Annotated in this window: 13 protein-coding genes; 10 read left to right on the top strand and 3 right to left on the bottom strand. The window is 65.2% G+C overall.

Annotation, left to right across the window (positions count from 1 at the left end):
- Window positions 1–17: 17 nt before the first annotated feature.
- Both EDD25_RS04640 and EDD25_RS04635 read right to left on the bottom strand, forming a co-directional pair.
- Complete coding sequence (locus EDD25_RS04640; protein ID WP_134172242.1) at window positions 18–1,118, bottom strand: fatty acid desaturase family protein; 1,101 nt, start codon at window positions 1,116–1,118, stop codon at window positions 18–20.
- 157 nt (window positions 1,119–1,275) lie between these two features.
- Entirely contained in the window at window positions 1,276–2,811 is a 1,536-nt protein-coding gene (locus EDD25_RS04635; RefSeq protein ID WP_134172241.1) for a dolichyl-phosphate-mannose--protein mannosyltransferase, read from the bottom strand.
- A gap of 56 nt (window positions 2,812–2,867) precedes the next feature.
- Here EDD25_RS04635 and rsmI point away from each other — a divergent pair, with 56 nt between their 5' ends.
- From rsmI to EDD25_RS04585, 10 genes are all read left to right on the top strand, one after another.
- Complete coding sequence (rsmI, locus tag EDD25_RS04630; RefSeq protein WP_134172240.1) at window positions 2,868–3,710, top strand: 16S rRNA (cytidine(1402)-2'-O)-methyltransferase; 843 nt, start codon at window positions 2,868–2,870, stop codon at window positions 3,708–3,710.
- Window positions 3,711–3,796: 86 nt separating this feature from the next.
- A complete protein-coding gene (locus EDD25_RS04625) occupies window positions 3,797–4,786 on the top strand; it encodes an NADP-dependent oxidoreductase (RefSeq protein ID WP_134172239.1) in 990 nt (329 codons plus the stop codon).
- A 65-nt stretch (window positions 4,787–4,851) separates the two neighbouring features.
- Window positions 4,852–6,414 carry a methionine--tRNA ligase gene (metG, locus tag EDD25_RS04620; protein ID WP_134172238.1) on the top strand — a complete coding sequence of 521 codons (1,563 nt, stop codon included), beginning with the start codon at window positions 4,852–4,854 and terminating at the stop codon, window positions 6,412–6,414.
- The gene (locus tag EDD25_RS04615; protein WP_134172237.1) at window positions 6,407–7,375 is read left to right on the top strand and encodes a TatD family hydrolase; all 969 of its coding nucleotides are present in this window, start codon (window positions 6,407–6,409) and stop codon (window positions 7,373–7,375) included. The genes metG and EDD25_RS04615 overlap by 8 nt, the downstream gene beginning before the upstream one ends.
- On the top strand, window positions 7,372–8,262 hold the full coding sequence (gene rsmA, locus EDD25_RS04610; RefSeq protein WP_134172236.1) for a 16S rRNA (adenine(1518)-N(6)/adenine(1519)-N(6))-dimethyltransferase RsmA: 891 nt from the start codon (window positions 7,372–7,374) through the stop codon (window positions 8,260–8,262). The genes EDD25_RS04615 and rsmA overlap by 4 nt, the downstream gene beginning before the upstream one ends.
- Before the next feature lie 51 nt (window positions 8,263–8,313).
- Window positions 8,314–9,252: a 4-(cytidine 5'-diphospho)-2-C-methyl-D-erythritol kinase gene (locus tag EDD25_RS04605; RefSeq protein ID WP_134172235.1), complete on the top strand. Its 939-nt coding sequence runs from the start codon at window positions 8,314–8,316 to the stop codon at window positions 9,250–9,252.
- A gap of 70 nt (window positions 9,253–9,322) precedes the next feature.
- Window positions 9,323–11,116: an ABC-F family ATP-binding cassette domain-containing protein gene (locus EDD25_RS04600; RefSeq protein WP_134172234.1), complete on the top strand. Its 1,794-nt coding sequence runs from the start codon at window positions 9,323–9,325 to the stop codon at window positions 11,114–11,116.
- A 232-nt stretch (window positions 11,117–11,348) separates the two neighbouring features.
- Window positions 11,349–12,257 (top strand): MetQ/NlpA family ABC transporter substrate-binding protein, encoded by a 909-nt coding sequence (locus EDD25_RS04595; RefSeq protein ID WP_241986343.1) that lies wholly within the window; start codon window positions 11,349–11,351, stop codon window positions 12,255–12,257.
- Window positions 12,258–12,371: 114 nt separating this feature from the next.
- Complete coding sequence (locus tag EDD25_RS04590) at window positions 12,372–13,400, top strand: methionine ABC transporter ATP-binding protein (protein WP_134172233.1); 1,029 nt, start codon at window positions 12,372–12,374, stop codon at window positions 13,398–13,400.
- 1 nt (window position 13,401) lies between these two features.
- A complete protein-coding gene (locus EDD25_RS04585; protein ID WP_134172232.1) occupies window positions 13,402–14,061 on the top strand; it encodes a methionine ABC transporter permease in 660 nt (219 codons plus the stop codon).
- Between the two features lie 98 nt (window positions 14,062–14,159).
- Here the strand turns inward: EDD25_RS04585 and EDD25_RS04580 are convergent, their stop codons facing one another.
- The gene (locus EDD25_RS04580) at window positions 14,160–15,638 is read right to left on the bottom strand and encodes an HNH endonuclease signature motif containing protein (protein WP_134172231.1); all 1,479 of its coding nucleotides are present in this window, start codon (window positions 15,636–15,638) and stop codon (window positions 14,160–14,162) included.
- Between the last annotated feature and the right edge of the window lie 125 nt (window positions 15,639–15,763).

The following is a 15,763-nucleotide window of genomic DNA, read 5'->3' as shown; positions in this document are numbered from 1 at the left end:
GGTGGGCGTTTGAGGTGCTAGCGGTAGCGGAAGCGTGCAACCATCGGGCAGTCGAACGGGTCCCTGGCTGACAGGCCGACCTTGTTCAGGTACTCAATGACGATGCCGTACGACTCGAACACGCCGGTTTCGGTGTATTTGATGTCGTTGGATGCGCAGTATTCCTTGGTGATCTCCTGCGCCTTACGCAGGTGCGGGCGAGCCATGTTCGGGAAGAGGTGGTGCTCAATCTGGTAGTTGAGGCCGCCCATGTAGGTGTCGATGAAGGTTCCACCACGAATGTTGCGTGAGGTGAGTACCTGGCGTCGAAGGAAGTCCACACGGCTCTCGGCGGGCAGCTGAGGCATGCCCTTGTGGTTGGGTGCGAAGGATGCTCCCATGTACACGCCGAAAACGGCGAGCTGAACGCCAATGAAGGCGAATGCGATGCCGACGGGCAGGAAGAAGAAGATCACAGCGACATACAGGGTGATGCGGGTGACGAGCATGGAGATCTCGACCCAGCGCTTGTCGACCTTGCGGCGGCCGAAGACCGTCTTGAAGCCCTGCACGTGAAGGTTGAAGCCTTCGAGCATCAACAGGGGGAAGAAGAGGTAACCCTGCTTGCGCGTGATGAAGGAGCCCAGCCAGGTGGCCTTGGCGGCGTCCTCCTCGCGAAAGACAATGAAGTCAGGCTCGATGTCGGGGTCCTTGCCGACCACATTGGGGTTGGCGTGGTGGCGGCTGTGCTTCGTCATCCACCAGGCGTAGCTGATGCCGACGAACAGATTGGCGAGAATGCGCCCGGCGCGGTCGTTGGCCCTGCCCGACTGGAAGACCGCTCGGTGAGATGCCTCGTGCGCCAGAAAGGCGAACTGCGTGAAGATGATGCCGAGGGCGGCCGCGATCAGGAGCTGGTACCAGGAGTCGCCGAGAAGTACGAAGCCAGCAACGGCGCCACCGGTTGCCACGATGAGGATCGCGAAGATCATCCAGTAGAAACCTGTGCGGCGTCCCAGAAGGCCGAGGTTGCGCACCGTGTGCAGCAACGACGAGTAGTCACTCGTGGGGTTCTTGTTATCTCCACCCGGACGGGTCCGAATGATGCGGACCGCGGGTGCGGCAGTTGCTTCCGTCATGAGGCCTTTGTTGGACGTAGGACTTCTCAGCCGGGATGTGAGCAATTACTCGTTCTGCAGATACCTTCCACTCTAGAGTCCGGACCCCTCTGAACACCAAGTTTTCACACAGGATTCCCAGCCATCATATGCCTAAATTAGAATATATCAAGTCCCATTATCGCCAACTCGGCATCCATGTGTGAAGCTGCCAGAAGGTGAATGACGTCTGCATCCCCGTCCACAGTGGATAGAAGAAAGCACTGATCAGAAGCGCTAAAATCAAGAAGACAACGACGAGTCGGATGCCGTTTGTTTGCTGAATCGGATCGGGTCTCCGCGTCCTGACGCCCGGGGACAGCCCGAGACTGAGCCCAATCACGAAGGTGATTCCCAGCAAGAGGTAGGGCTCGAAGGTGATCGTGTAAAACTGGAATACGGTTCGGTTGGGGTACATGAGCCACGGCAGGTAACCGGCAACCATGCCCATCATGATGAGACCCACTCGCCATTCGCGGTAGCGCGCGAGCCGGTACACGAGGTAGAACAGGGCGGCCGTGGCGGCCCACCAGATGAGCGGGTTGCCCACCGAGGTGATGGCCGCGGAACAGCTGTCGCTTGCGCAGCCGTTCTCGCCCCGACTGGTTCCCGCGTAGTACATGCTCGTCGGCCGGATCATGAAAAGCCAGGTGAGAGGGTTGGCCTGGTAGGGATGCGGCGTCGCGAGGCCCACATGATACGTATAGGCGGAGGCCTGGTAGTGCCAGAAGCTCTGCATGGAGTGTGGCACCCAGGCGAGCGGCCCTGTCCACGCCGCACCGAGTGAGTCCGCCCAGTTCCGGTAGAAGCCGCCGCGGGTGACGAACCACCCTGTCCAGGACGCCAGGAACGTGATGACCGCGAGTGGCACCAGGAGCAGAAAATTCGCCGGTGCCTGTTTGAGTACGGCGGCGCTCGCCCAGAACGACACGCCGGCGCGGCGCCGCGCGAGGGCGTCGACAACCACCGTATAGACGCCGAACGCGGCGAGAAAGTAGACGCCGGACCACTTGACCGAACAGGCCAACCCGAACGTGAGCCCGGCGGCAAGCAGCCACGGTCGCCACCAGAGCGTCGGTCCCCAGTGCGGATCCAGCCCGGCCGCACGCCTGCCGTCGAGCCAGGCTCCGAGTCGGCGTGCGTGCCACGGGCGATCGAGCAGTATTGCTCCGAAGCCGAGCAGGGCGAAGAACATGACCGAGTTGTCGAGCAGCGCCACCCGGGACATGACAATGGCGTGGCCGTCGATAGCGAGCAGGAAGCCGGCGATCACGGCAAGGGTGAGCGAGCCGAAGAGCTTGCGGGCGATGAGCATGAGGAGCACGACGGCAAGCACGCCGATGATCACGGTGGAGATGCGCCAGCCCCAGTCGCTCCCGGGACCGACGGCGACCATGCCGAGCGCGATGAGCCACTTGCCGAGCGGGGGGTGCACGACGAACGACGGGTCGGTCGAATAGATGTCGGTGTTGCCCCCGGCGAAAAGCGCGTCGGCGCCGGCGGGCCAGGTGGATTCGTAGCCGTTGTTGAACAGCGACCAGGCGTCCTTCACATAGAACGTCTCATCGAAGACGAGCGAGTGAGGGTTGCCGAGGTTCCACAGCCGCAGCGCCAGCGCCAGCGCCACGACACAGACGGGAGCGGCCCAGCGGACCCATCGAGAAGTTGCGAGCACCTGACCATCGTAGTGAGCGTCGCGTGACCCGAAGCTGAAGCTGAGACAATGAGTTCATGATCATCCTCGCTGCCACACCGATCGGAAACCTCGGGGATGCCTCCAAGCGCCTGGTTGAGGCGCTCACCACTGCGACCGTCGTCGCCTCCGAAGACACGCGGGTCACCATCCACCTGCTCAAGGCCCTCGGTATCGAGAATCGCCCGCGTCTCATCAGCCTGCACGATCACAACGAACGCGGCAAGGCAGCGGAGCTCGTGGAACTCGCTCGGGACACCGACCTGCTCGTGCTGAGCGACGCCGGAATGCCCACGGTCTCCGATCCGGGCTTCCACCTGGTTGATGCCGCCGTCGCGGCCGGAGTCGTCGTCTCGGCGCTGCCTGGACCCTCGGCCGTGCTCACCGCCCTCGCGGTGTCCGGACTCCCCACCGACCGCTTCACGTTCGAGGGGTTCCTTCCTCGCAAGCACGGTGAACGTACCTCCCTCTTTCGCGAGCTTGCCGCCGAACGGCGCACCATGGTCTTCTTCGAATCGCCCAATCGTCTCGCGGCCAGCCTGCTCGACCTTGCTGCGGTCTTGGGGGCTGATCGCCGCGTGGTGGTGTGCCGCGAGCTCACCAAATTCTATGAAGAGGTCAAGCGTGGCACCGCGACCGAACTCGCCGAGTGGGCCGCCGGCGGGGTTCGTGGTGAGATCTGCGTCGTCGTCGCGGGCGCCGAGGTTCGCGTGCTGGACCTGAGCGACGGCGTGGCCGAGGTGATCGCGCTCGTGGCCAGCGGCATCCGGTTGAAAGACGCGACCGCCGATGTCTCGGCCGCGAGCGGGCTGAGTAAGCGTGACCTGTACGAGGCGGCCCTGCAGCAGAAAGAGCCGAAGCCGCCGCGTTCCCTGCGCTGACTCACCGCCTCGAGCACAAAAATGCCAGCGAAGACTGACTGAGATATGCTAGTGGCAACGTCTTTCAGAGTTGCTGGAGGTGCACCATGTCACGTGCTGTCACGTTTTCCCGCTACGGGGGACCTGAGGTTCTTGAGATCGTCGAGGTGCCGATTCCCGTTCCCGGCCCAGGCGAAGTGGTCGTCGCAGTGATGTCCGCGGGCCTGAACCCCATCGACACCAGTATCAGAGAGGGCCGCCTGCAGAAGCAATGGCCACTGAGCCTTCCCGCAGGGCACGGGGGCGACTTCGCCGGTTTCATCTACCGTCTTGGTGAGGGCGTCGTCGGCTGGAAGGTGAAGGATGCGGTGCTCGGGCACACCGTGCACGGCGCGCAGGCGGAGTTTGTGCTCGTGCCCGCCGGCAACGTGATTCGCAAGCCGGAAGGGCTGTCCTGGGAGATCGCGGGCAGCTTGTTCGTGGCGGCCGCAAGCGCCTGGGCGGCCGTGCAGGGTGCGAACCCGGGGCCGGGCCGTACCGTGCTCGTGCACGCCGCGGCCGGTGGCGTGGGCATAATCGCTGCGCAACTTGCCAAGCGCCGCGGCGCAACCGTGATTGGCACGGCGAGCCCTGAAAGCTTTGACCGCCTGCGCCAGCTCGGGGTGGTCCCGGTGGAATACGGCCCGGGTCTGCAGGACGAGCTGCGCCGGGTGGCGCCTCGCGGGGTGGACGCGGAACTTGAACATGACTGTGATCCGACCATCGCCACCGTGGACTCGACCAACAACGCGGCGCTCACTCGCATCGCCCAGCTGATCGAGGATCGCCAGATAACCGTCCCCGTGGCCGCCATCTATCCCCTCGACGATGTCGCTGTGGCCTATCGTGAGCTTGAAGCGGGCCACGCCCACGGCAAGATTGTGCTGAGCATGGTGCCCGTTGCGTATACCCGCCAAAAGGTGCACGGTATCGACATACGGTATAGCGAGGCGACAAGGGACGCCCCTGACCGCAAACAGGGCCCCCCGACCCGCGAGGTGCTCCCGCCCGTCTTCGGCCACCGGCACCACCCGGCCCCTCTCATCACCGTCGGCTAGCTCTCGCGGCGCCACTCTTTCGTCACGGGGCGAGGGAAGTCGCCGCGCACGCATAGGATGTGAGAATGTCCGACGGCTCTTCTTTCTACATCACCACGCCCATTTTCTATGTGAATGATGTCCCGCACATCGGGCACGCGTACACCGAGGTGGCGGCAGACGTGCTTGCCCGCTGGCACCGCCAGTCGGGTGACGATGCGTGGCTGCTCACTGGAACGGACGAGCACGGGCAGAAGATCCTGCGCACGGCCACGGCCAACGGCGTCTCGCCGAAGGAGTGGGCTGACCGCCTGGTCGAGACCGCGTGGAAGCCGTTGCTCGAGACGGTGAACATCGCCAACGACGACTTCATCCGCACCACCGACGAACGCCACGAGGTGAATGCGCAGAAGTTCCTGCAGCACCTGCAGACCCAGGGGCACATCTACACGGGCGAGTACGAGGGCTATTACTGCGTGGGCTGTGAGGAATACAAGCCCACCACCGACCTCGTCGACGGCACCGGCGAAGACGTCGGCGTTCTCGTGTGTGCGATCCACTCCAAGCCCGTCGAACTGCTGCACGAGAAGAACTACTTCTTCAAGATGAGCGCCTTCGCCGACCAGCTCCTCGCCCTCTACGAGGAGAACCCCAACTTCGTGCAGCCGGAATCAGCCCGCAACGAGGTCATCGCCTTCGTCAAGCGCGGCCTGAGCGACCTGTCCATCTCCCGCTCCAGCTTCGACTGGGGCATCAAGGTTCCGTGGGACGAAAGCCACGTCGTGTACGTGTGGTTCGACGCGCTGCTCAACTACATCACCGCCGCAGGCTACGGGCAGGACGACGAAGCCTTCGCGAGTCGCTGGCCCGCCACGCACATCGTGGGCAAGGACATCCTGCGTTTCCACGCGGTCATCTGGCCTGCGATGCTCATGGCCGCCGGCATCGAGGTGCCCAAGCAGGTCTTCGGGCACGGCTGGCTGCTCGTCGGCGGCGAAAAGATGAGCAAGTCCAAGCTCACCGGCATCGCCCCGAGCCAGATCACCGACACGTTCGGCTCCGACGCGTTCCGGTACTACTTCATGCGCGCCATCAGCTTTGGCCAGGACGGGTCCTTCTCCTGGGAAGACCTGTCGGCCCGGTACCAGTCCGAACTCGCGAACGGTTTCGGCAACCTCGCCTCCCGCGTCATCGCGATGGTGCTGCGCTACTGCGACGGTTCTGTTCCCGTCGGCGGCACTCCGAGTGAGGCCGACGCCGCCATCCACGCCACGGAACAGCGGGCAACGGACGCCGCAGCAGCGGCCATCGATCGCCTCGCGATCCACGAGGCCATCGCCTCCGTCTGGGAGCTCGTTGACGAGCTCAACGGCTACATCACCCTGCAGGAGCCGTGGGCCCTCGCCAAGGACCCCGCCAACCGGGAACGCCTCGAGACGGTACTGCACACGGCCGTGCGCGGCCTCGGCACCCTCGCCGTGCTGCTCTCCCCGGTGATCCCCATTGCCACGGGAAAGCTCTGGAGCGCCCTCGGCGGCACGGGTGCCCTCGCCGACCAGCGCATCGACCGTGCCTGGGAGTGGACGGGCGGCGCGCAGGTGTCCGCACTCGAACCGCTGTTCCCGCGAATCGAGTCGACGGTTGGCTAGCGACACCGCGCCGCCTCGGGCCACCGGCAAAACGAAACGTGACCTGAGCTACCCGCCGCTACCCGAACCGCTCTCCGTTCCCATTTACGACAACCACACTCACCTGGACCCGGCCGTGAGCTCAGGGGGTCGCATCCAGGACGGTGAGATCCCCCTCACCTACAGTGAGCACCTCGATCGCGCGTCGAGCGTGGGGGTGCGCGGCGTCGTCCAGGTCGGCGGCGACCGACGGACCTCGCGCTGGTCTGCCGAGAGCGCACAGATCGAACCGAGAATGCTCGCCGCCGTCGCCATTCACCCGAATGAGGCCCCGCGCTACGCGAGCACCGGCACGCTCGACGATGCCATCGCAGAGATGAGTGACCTCGCGGCCTGGCCGCGCGTCGTGGCCGTCGGCGAGACGGGACTCGACTTCTTTCGCACCGACGAGCCCGGTCACTCGACACAGGTTCGTTCGTTCGAGGCGCACATTGAGATCGCGAAGCAGAACGGTCTCGCCCTGCAGATCCACGACCGCAACGCCCACGCCGAGGTCATTGCCACGCTCCTGCGAGTCGGCGCCCCCGAGCGCACGGTCTTTCACTGCTTCTCCGGAGACGCCGAAATGGCCAGGGTCTGCGCCGAAAACGGCTGGTACATGTCCTTCGCCGGTAACGTCACCTTCGGTAACGCCCACGACCTGCGCGCCGCGCTCTCTGTCGCCCCACGCCACCTGCTCCTGGTCGAGACGGATGCCCCCTTCCTCACCCCCATGCCTCACCGCGGGCGGCCCAATGCCCCCTACCTGCTGCCCAACACCCTGCGGATGATGGCCCGCCACCTTGAAACGGATGTCTCGCTCCTGTCTGCCCAGATCACCTCAAACACCGAACTCGTCTATGGACGGTGGGACGCTGAGCCGGTCACGGCCGCCCACGACGCCGTGAACCGCGACCTCAACCCCATCGGCGGTCTCGCATGACCGCGGAACCCTCCGGGGGAGACGCCGCACGCGCTCCGCACAAACTGCTCGGGCCTGCCGAGATTCGCGACCTCGCTGAGATGCTCGGTGTGAACCCCACGAAGAAACTCGGCCAGAACTTCGTCATCGACGGCAACACCGTGCGCCGCATCGTGCGCGTGGCGAGCGTCGCCGCAGGCGACACCGTTGTGGAGGTGGGGCCGGGGCTCGGCTCGCTCACGCTCGGCATTCTCGAGGCCGGCGCCAGCGTCGTCGCCGTCGAGATCGACGACCGTCTCGCCGAACAGCTGCCCCTCACCGTGGAACTCATGCAGCCGGGCGCCCCGCTCACGGTGATCCGCGGCGACGCCCTGCGCATCGACGCGCTTCCTGGCGACCCCACCCGGCTCGTGGCCAACCTGCCCTACAACGTGTCGGTGCCGGTGCTGCTGTACCTGCTGGAGAACTTCGGGTCCATCCGGGCCGGTGTGGTCATGGTCCAGGCCGAGGTCGGCGAGCGACTCGCCGCCGCACCCGGCAGCAAGATCTACGGCAGCCCGAGCGTCAAAGTCGCCTGGTACGGGGATTTCCGTACCGCGGGCAAGGTCAGTCGCCAGGTGTTCTGGCCGGTGCCGAACGTTGACTCCATTCTGATCGCGTTCGAACGCCGCGCCACGCCGCTGGAGAGCGAAGAACTGCGCCTGGCCACTTTCGCCCTCGTTGACGCCGCGTTCCAGCAGCGCCGGAAGATGCTGCGCCAGTCTCTCTCCGCGGTTCTGGGTGATTCCGCCGCGGCATCCGCGCTCATGCAGAGCGCGGGGATCGACCCGACGACCCGTGGCGAGCAGCTCACCGTGCACGACTTCCTGGCGGTTGCTCGGGTCTGGATGGACTCCCAAACGGCCTGAACCGCCGGAGCGGGGTCGAGGGGACCACGCGCGCTGGGCTAGGTTAAGAGCATGACGACGACGGCGGCTGGCACCCAGGTTGTGCACGCACGAGCGCCGGGCAAGATCAACGTCTTCCTCAAGGTGGGCGCGGTTCGGGACGACGGCTACCACGAGCTCGCGACGGCGTTCCAGGCCGTGTCGCTGAGCGAAGAGGTGCGAGCCCAGGCCGCGAGTGACTTCTCGGTCTCGTTCAGCGGCTCCGTTGACACCTCCGGCCTCGCGACCGGGGGCACCAACCTCGCCATCAAGGCCGCCCGGGCCCTCGCCCGCAAGACGGGGTATCGCGGGGGAGTGCACCTCGACATTGAGAAGAACGTCCCCATCGCGGGCGGTATGGGCGGCGGATCAGCGGATGCCGCGGCCACGCTCCTGGCCTGTGACGCGCTATGGGGCACGAACGCGAGCAAAGACGAGTTGCTCGCCATCGGCGCGAAACTCGGCGCCGATGTGCCCTTCGCCATCACCGGCGGAACCGCGATCGGCACCGGCCGCGGCGACCAGCTGAGTCCGGCGCTGGCCAAGGGCAAATTCCAGTGGGTACTCGCGCTGGCCGAATTCGGCATTTCAACCCCGGCGGTCTACAGCGAACTGGACCGACACCGGGACCGTCACGCCCAGGACATCTTTCCGGCCGAGGTGCAGCCGACCGTCGATGCGAACGTTCTCCTGGCCCTGCGGGCCGGCGATCCGCACATGCTCGCCGACGCGCTGCACAACGATCTGCAGGCGCCGGCGCTGCACCTCGCCCCCGGGCTCGGCAGCGTCATCCAGCTCGGCGAGGAGAATGGCGCCCTCGCGGGCATCATCTCCGGATCTGGCCCCACGGTCGCGTTCCTGGTCGCCGATGCCGACAGTGCGCTCGAGCTGCAGGTCGCCCTCTCCGCGTCCCGGCTCCGGGTGGTGCGGGCCACGGGACCGGTGCACGGGGCACGCCTCATCAACGGCTGAGCCACCGCTCCAAACAACTTGCGTCGCCGTCACATCTCCCCGGCCGCTACGTGACGTAAACTCGGAGGCTATGGCACATTTGCTCGGGGCTGAGTCCCTGCACCTTGAATATCCCACCCGCGTCATTTTTGACAGCGTGACCGCCGGCCTCAATGAAGGCGACCGCATCGGCGTCGTCGGGCGCAACGGCGACGGCAAGTCCACGCTCATGCGGCTCCTCGCCGGCCGCATCGAGCCCGACGAGGGTAGAGTCACGCGCCGTCGCGGCGTCACCGTCGGCATGCTCGACCAATCCGACGATCTCGCTTCCGGCATGACCGTAGGGCACACCATCGTCGGCGGCATCGAAGAGCACGTCTGGGCGGGAGACTCCAGGGCGCGGGACGTCATCGGCGGGCTCGTACGCGACATCCCATGGGATGCCCTCGTTGACGACCTCTCCGGTGGCCAGCGACGCCGGGTGGCTTTGGCCGCGGTCCTCATCGGCGACCACGACGTGATCTTCCTGGATGAGCCCACTAACCACCTCGACGTGGAAGGCATCTCCTGGCTCGCCGGGCACCTGAAGACCCGCTGGGCCGCACAGTCCGGCGGACTCGTGGTCGTCACACACGACCGGTGGTTCCTCGACGAGGTCTGCAACATGACCTGGGAGGTGCACGACCGTCTGATTGAGCCCTTCGAGGGTGGTTACGCCGCCTACATCCTGCAGCGCGTCGAACGCGACCGGATGAGCTCCGTGGTCGAGGCGAAGCGCCAGAACCTCATGAAGAAGGAACTGGCCTGGCTGCGCCGCGGCGCCCCCGCCCGCACCGCGAAGCCCAAATTCCGCATTGACGCCGCCAACGTGCTCATCGAGAACGAGCCGCCGCCCCGTGACACGGTCTCGATGCAGTCGATGGCCATGCAGCGCCTCGGCAAGGACGTCGTCGACCTCATCGACATCACCGTGAAATTCGGCGACAAGACTGTGCTGAACGACATCACCTGGCGCATTGCACCGGGGGAGCGAACCGGCATCATGGGCGTCAACGGAGCCGGCAAGTCCACGCTGCTGCACCTCGTTGCCGGTTCCCTCCAGCCGACCGGCGGCACGGTCAAGCGAGGCAAGACCATCAAGGTCGCCGTGCTCACCCAGCAGCTGTTCGAACTCGACGACATCCAGAACGACAAGGTCAGCGAGGTCATCGGGCGCCAGAAGACGAGCTACATGGCCGCCGGCAAGGAAATCACCCCCGGCCAGATGCTCGAGCGTATGGGCTTCATGAGCGCCCAGCTCTCGACCAGGGTCAAGGAGCTCTCCGGTGGGCAGAAGCGCCGCCTTCAGCTGCTGCTGATCGTGCTCGACGAGCCGAACGTGCTCATCCTTGACGAGCCCACTAACGACCTCGACACCGACATGCTCGCGGCTATGGAAGACCTGCTGGATTCTTTCCCCGGCACCCTCCTCGTCGTCTCGCACGACCGCTACCTGATCGAGCGCGTCACCGACAACCAGTACGCGGTCATGGACGGTGGCTTCCGGCACCTGCCGGGCGGAGTGGACCAGTACCTCGAGGTGCGCCGCAAGGCCGTCGCCGGTCCGGCCTCGGGTGCCCCGACGGATGCCTCGGGTCCGGTAAAGCGCAAGCCCAACATCGGCGGCGCCGAACTGCGCAACGCGCAGAAGGAAATCGGCTCGATCGACCGCAAGGTGGTCAAGCTACAGGAACGCATCGCCGTCAAACACGAGAAGCTCGCCTCCCACGATCAGTCCGACTTTGCCGGCCTGAGCGAACTCGGAGTGAAGCTCAGCGAACTCGAAGCCACGATCGTCACCCTCGAAACCCGCTGGGTCGAACTTACTGAGCTAATCGAGGGCTAGGTCGCAGGTTCTGTGACGGAGTGTGTCGCAGCGACCTGCGAAACGCAGCTTCGGCGGATATCGTTGAAGTGTGCCTCGCAGAGCTGCGGCACAGACCCCCACCCCCGCTTTGTTGGGGTTGGCCTGTGCCCGAAATTGGACGGTTTCTCCGTCCCTGCCGAATCGGCCCACGACGGCCGGACCGCTCTCTGCGGCGTGCGCGCACACACCCACAGCGAAAAGGATCTGCACCGTGAAGAGAACCGCCCGTATCAAGAAGTCCCTGCTCGCCGCGCTCACGGTGATACCGCTCACCGCTCTGCTGGCCAGCTGCGCCGGAGCCTCCGACGGTCCCGCCACCGGCACCGACGGCGACGTCATCAAGATCGGCGTTGTCGGGGCGAGCGACGCGTACTGGGATGTCTACACCGAGGCGGCAGCTGCCGAGGGCATCGAAATTGAAATCGTCGATTTCGCGCAGTACCCGCAGGTTAACCCGGCCCTCGCCGCCGGTGAGGTGGACCTCAACCAGTTCCAGCACATCGTCTACCTCGCCGAGTACAACGAGGCGAGCGGCGAAGACCTGGCCCCGATCGGCGCCACGGCGATCTACCCCCTCGGTCTCTACTCCACGCAGTACAGCAACGTTGACGACATCGTGAAGGGTGACACCGTCGCCGTGCCCGATGATGACAGCAACCAGGCGCGTGCGCTTGTCATTTTGCAGTCCAACGGCCTCATTGAGTTGACAGACGGCGGCTCGATCTTCTCCAGCCTCGACGACGTCGACGAGCAGGCCTCGAAGGTCAAGGTCACGGCCCTCGATGCCTCGCTCACCGCGAGCTCGCTGCCCGACGTCGCGGCTGCCATCATCAATAACGACTTCGCCGAGAAGGCCGGATTGAAGTTTTCGGAGGCCATCGCCACGGACGACGCGACAGACCCGCAGGCGCTGCCCTACGTGAACGTGTTCGCCTCGCGGGCCGAAGACAAGAACAACAAGACCTTCCAGAAGCTCGTCGAGATATACCAGACCACTGAGGCCGTGCAGGACGGTGTCTTCGCTGTTTCCGGCGAGACCGCCGAAATGGTGACCACCCCGGTGTCCGATCTTGTCGAGTCGCTCGCCACGGTTCAGTCCGATATCACGGCCGCCAAGTAAACATCCGCTTCATAACGGCGCAGTCCGGGGGAGCACAAGCCCCGGGCTGCGCCGTTGTGCCGGGCGGTTATCACGGCACGCATCACTGAGAACTGAAATGAGCGGGGCAAACGGATGGCTGTAGTCAGTCTGCGCAATGTGGGCAAGGTGTACCCGCCCACGACCAAAGACGGCCCGAGCGTCACGGCGATCGACGGGGTGAGCCTCGACGTCGAGGCCGGCGATATTTACGGCATCATCGGGTATTCCGGTGCCGGCAAGAGCACCCTCGTGCGGCTCGTCAACGCGCTCGAACGCTCGACCTCCGGTGAGATATGGGTCAACGGCCAGGACATTGCGCTGATGCGCGAGCGTGACCTGCGCACGGTGCGCCTGGGCATTGGCATGATCTTTCAACAGTTCAACCTGCTCGGCTCCCGCACCGTGGCCCGCAACGTGGCCTACCCGCTCGAAGTGGCCGGCCATCCGAAAGAAGCGCGTGCTGCGCGCGTGGCCGAACTGCTCGACTTCGTCGGCCTCGCTGACAAGGCCGGTTCTTTTCCCGACCAGCTCTCTGGCGGTCAGAAGCAGCGGGTGGGGATCGCTCGTGCCCTCGCCACCCAGCCGAGCATCCTGCTGGCCGACGAGGCCACGAGCGCGCTCGACCCGGAAACCACCCACGAGGTGCTCGCGCTGCTCAAGCGCGTGAACGCGGAATTCGGGGTCACCATCATCGTGATCACCCACGAAATGGATGTCATTCAGACCATCGCGACCAAGGTCGCCGTAATGGACCAGGGCCAGGTCATCGAGCGCGGACCCGTCTTTGACGTTTTCTCGAACCCGCAAGCCGCGGCATCCGCTCGTTTCGTTTCAACTGTGGTCAAAGGGGTTCCATCGCCCGGCGAACTCGCCGTACTGCGTGAGCGGCACGCAGGACGCATCGTGACGCTGGCCTTCCGCGACAGTGCCGTCGATCAGAAGGCCGTCTTCGGCGAGCTCGGGGCGGCCGGAGTGGCGTTCGAGGTCGTCTACGGCGGCATCAACGAGATCCAGGGGCGCCCGTTCGGGCATCTCACCCTCGCCCTCACCGGCGCTGACCCGGTCATCGACCAGGTGCTCGCCCACATTCGAACGCTCACGACCGTCACGGAGGTGCGCTGACATGGATGCACTCACTGATCTGCTGCCCGAACTCTGGACGGCCGCCTACGAGACCCTCTATATCGTCGCGCTCACGCTGTTCTTCGGCGGCCTCGGCGGGTTGCTGGTGGGCCTCGGGCTCTACCTCACCCGCGCCGGCAGCATTCTCGAAAACAAGTCATTGTTTTTTGTTCTCAACCTGCTGGTCAACTTCATTCGCCCGATTCCGTTCATCATTTTTCTTGCGGCCGCCCAACCGCTCGCTCGGGCCGTCACCGGCAGCGGCATCGGCAACAACGCGATCATCTTCACGATCGCCCTCGCGGCCTCCTTCGCCATGGCCCGCATCGTGGAGCAGAACCTGCTCACGGTGACGCCCGGCGTGATCGACGCGGCACGCAGTGTTGGCGCCGGGCCGATCCGCATCATCTTCACGGTGTTGCTGCCCGAAGCGCTCGGACCGCTGATTCTCGGCTACACCTTCATCTTTGTCGCGCTCGTGGACATGTCGGCGGTCGCCGGCTATGTCGGCGGCGGCGGCCTGGGTAACTTCGCCCTGCAATACGGCTACCGCCAGTTCAACCCGATCGTGACCTGGGCGGCGGTGCTGCTGATCATCGTTCTGGTGCAGTTCGTGCAGTTCTTCGGCAACTGGCTCGCCCGCAAGGCACTGCGCCGCTAGAGAATATGAGGGTGTTCAGGCGTTGAGAGTCCGGCGCCCTGTGTTCGACCCTGTGTTCGACCCTGTGTTCGGTCCTGTGTCCAATCGACCGGTCTTTCTTAGAAGGGGGTGTCGGTGGCGTAGGTGAGGGGTTGGGCCCAGTGGTCGATTCGGGGTTTTTTGACCGGGGGTGGGGTGAGGTCTGGGGGTAGGAGTGGTGGCCGGATTCTGCTGGCGGGGTGGGTGGCGTAGTGTTTGCCGGCGGGGCTGGTCCAGGTGAGGGTTCCCTGGTCGTTTTGGCTCACGTCCCAGCCGGTTTCGTGCTTGAGTTTGTGCGATCGGCCGCAGAGCGTGGCGAGGTTGCTGAAGGTGGTTTCACCGCCGTATTGCCATGCCGTGGTGTGGTCCATGTCGCAGTGCCGGGCGCTTCTGTTGCAGCCGACGAAACGGCAGGTCTCGTCGCGCACCTCCAGGTAGCGACGGAGGGCTTTGGGCACCCGGTAGGTGTCGCGGCCGAAGGAGAGCATCGCGCCGGTCTCGGGGTGGATGAGGATGCGGTGAAACCCGGTGGCAGTGCCGGCGAGTCGGCGTGCGGTCTCGGGGTCGATCGGCCCGAATCCTTCGAGCATGGCGGGTTCGTCGCCTTTGCCCATCAGGGTGAGGATGGGGATGGTGACGTACACGTTGCCGACGACGCCGGCGCCAAGCCCGGTTTCGGTGACGCCCTTCAGCAGCAGGTCGACGGCCACGTCGCAGCGCAGCTGCGGCAGGGTGCGCTCCTCACCGGTGACGCGGAGGCTGCGCGCCATCGCTTCGACCCGGTCGTTGATGGCGCTGGCATCATCGTTGGTCAGGGTCATTTCGAGGTACGCCATGCCGTCACGGGCCGGATGCACCCCGAAACAGCGGTCTTTGACGGCGGTGGTGTGCCGGGCCCGGCTTGTCTCCGGGTGGGAGAGTTCCCGCAGGGTGATGGCCTTCTTCTTCAGTTGCGGCACCGTGAGGGTCTCGGCGTCGGTGAGCACCTCCGTCTCGTAAGTGTCCATCGCTGAGTCGGGCAACGCTAGGGCGTTGTCGATGATGACCTGCGCGTGCCGGTAACTGATGTCCCCGTCCAGCAGCGCCCGGTGTGTGCGCGGCAGGTTGTACTGGAGCAGCTCACTCTCGGTGAGCAGGTTCCGCGCGGATCCCTCGGGAAGCTTCAGCAGGGCGGCGAGCTCGGCGATGAATCCTTCGTGTGCGGCCGTCGCATCGGACCACTGAAACTCGGTGAGGTCGTGCGACCCGTTGGGCCGCCCGGACTGCGCGGTGCTCGTTGTCCACCGGTGCGCGTCCGCGATGACGACCGCGCGGGCGGCGTGAGCCATGTTGATCAGCCGGTCGAACGCGGTAATACTGTCGAGTAGTACGGCCTGGGCGTTGTCGATCACCCGGCGAATGCGCGCAACGTCAGACGGACGAACGTCACCGTTCGTAATGGCCAGCATTGGCTTCACCGGGGTCGTCAGGGGTGTCGGGTCGGGTGCAGTTGCGGGTGTGTCGGGCGGGACGGGGCCCGCGGCATCCTCTTCTGGAGGCACTTCTTCGTTGTTCTCCATAACCCAATTCAAGCAGACACCACCGACATTCCTGATTCTCCCTCATGTTGTGATTCCACGAGTGTGGGGGCGTGGCGAGGTCGCGCCTGAGGCTTAGGGAGGTGCGGCGGCAGCAGCCGGGATCG

The sequence above is a fragment of the Cryobacterium psychrophilum genome, from assembly GCF_004365915.1.
In the GTDB taxonomy this organism is placed as follows: Bacteria; Actinomycetota; Actinomycetes; order Actinomycetales; family Microbacteriaceae; genus Cryobacterium; species Cryobacterium psychrophilum.
The sequence above is the reverse complement of the archived record's forward strand: the minus strand, read 5'-3'. Positions and strand labels throughout refer to the sequence as shown.

Bases quoted from the DNA above. Each gene is read 5' to 3' on its own strand.
- rsmI (WP_134172240.1), top strand. From the start codon at position 2,868: ATGATCATCCTCGCTGCCACACCGATCGGAAACCTCGGGGATGCCTCC.
- EDD25_RS04625 (WP_134172239.1), top strand. From the start codon at position 3,797: ATGTCACGTGCTGTCACGTTTTCCCGCTACGGGGGACCTGAGGTTCTT.
- EDD25_RS04590 (WP_134172233.1), top strand. From the start codon at position 12,372: ATGGCTGTAGTCAGTCTGCGCAATGTGGGCAAGGTGTACCCGCCCACG.
- rsmA (WP_134172236.1), top strand. From the start codon at position 7,372: ATGACCGCGGAACCCTCCGGGGGAGACGCCGCACGCGCTCCGCACAAA.
- EDD25_RS04585 (WP_134172232.1), top strand. From the start codon at position 13,402: ATGGATGCACTCACTGATCTGCTGCCCGAACTCTGGACGGCCGCCTAC.
- EDD25_RS04600 (WP_134172234.1), top strand. From the start codon at position 9,323: ATGGCACATTTGCTCGGGGCTGAGTCCCTGCACCTTGAATATCCCACC.
- EDD25_RS04605 (WP_134172235.1), top strand. From the start codon at position 8,314: ATGACGACGACGGCGGCTGGCACCCAGGTTGTGCACGCACGAGCGCCG.
- EDD25_RS04640 (WP_134172242.1), bottom strand. From the start codon at position 1,118: ATGACGGAAGCAACTGCCGCACCCGCGGTCCGCATCATTCGGACCCGT.
- EDD25_RS04580 (WP_134172231.1), bottom strand. From the start codon at position 15,638: ATGGAGAACAACGAAGAAGTGCCTCCAGAAGAGGATGCCGCGGGCCCC.
- metG (WP_134172238.1), top strand. From the start codon at position 4,852: ATGTCCGACGGCTCTTCTTTCTACATCACCACGCCCATTTTCTATGTG.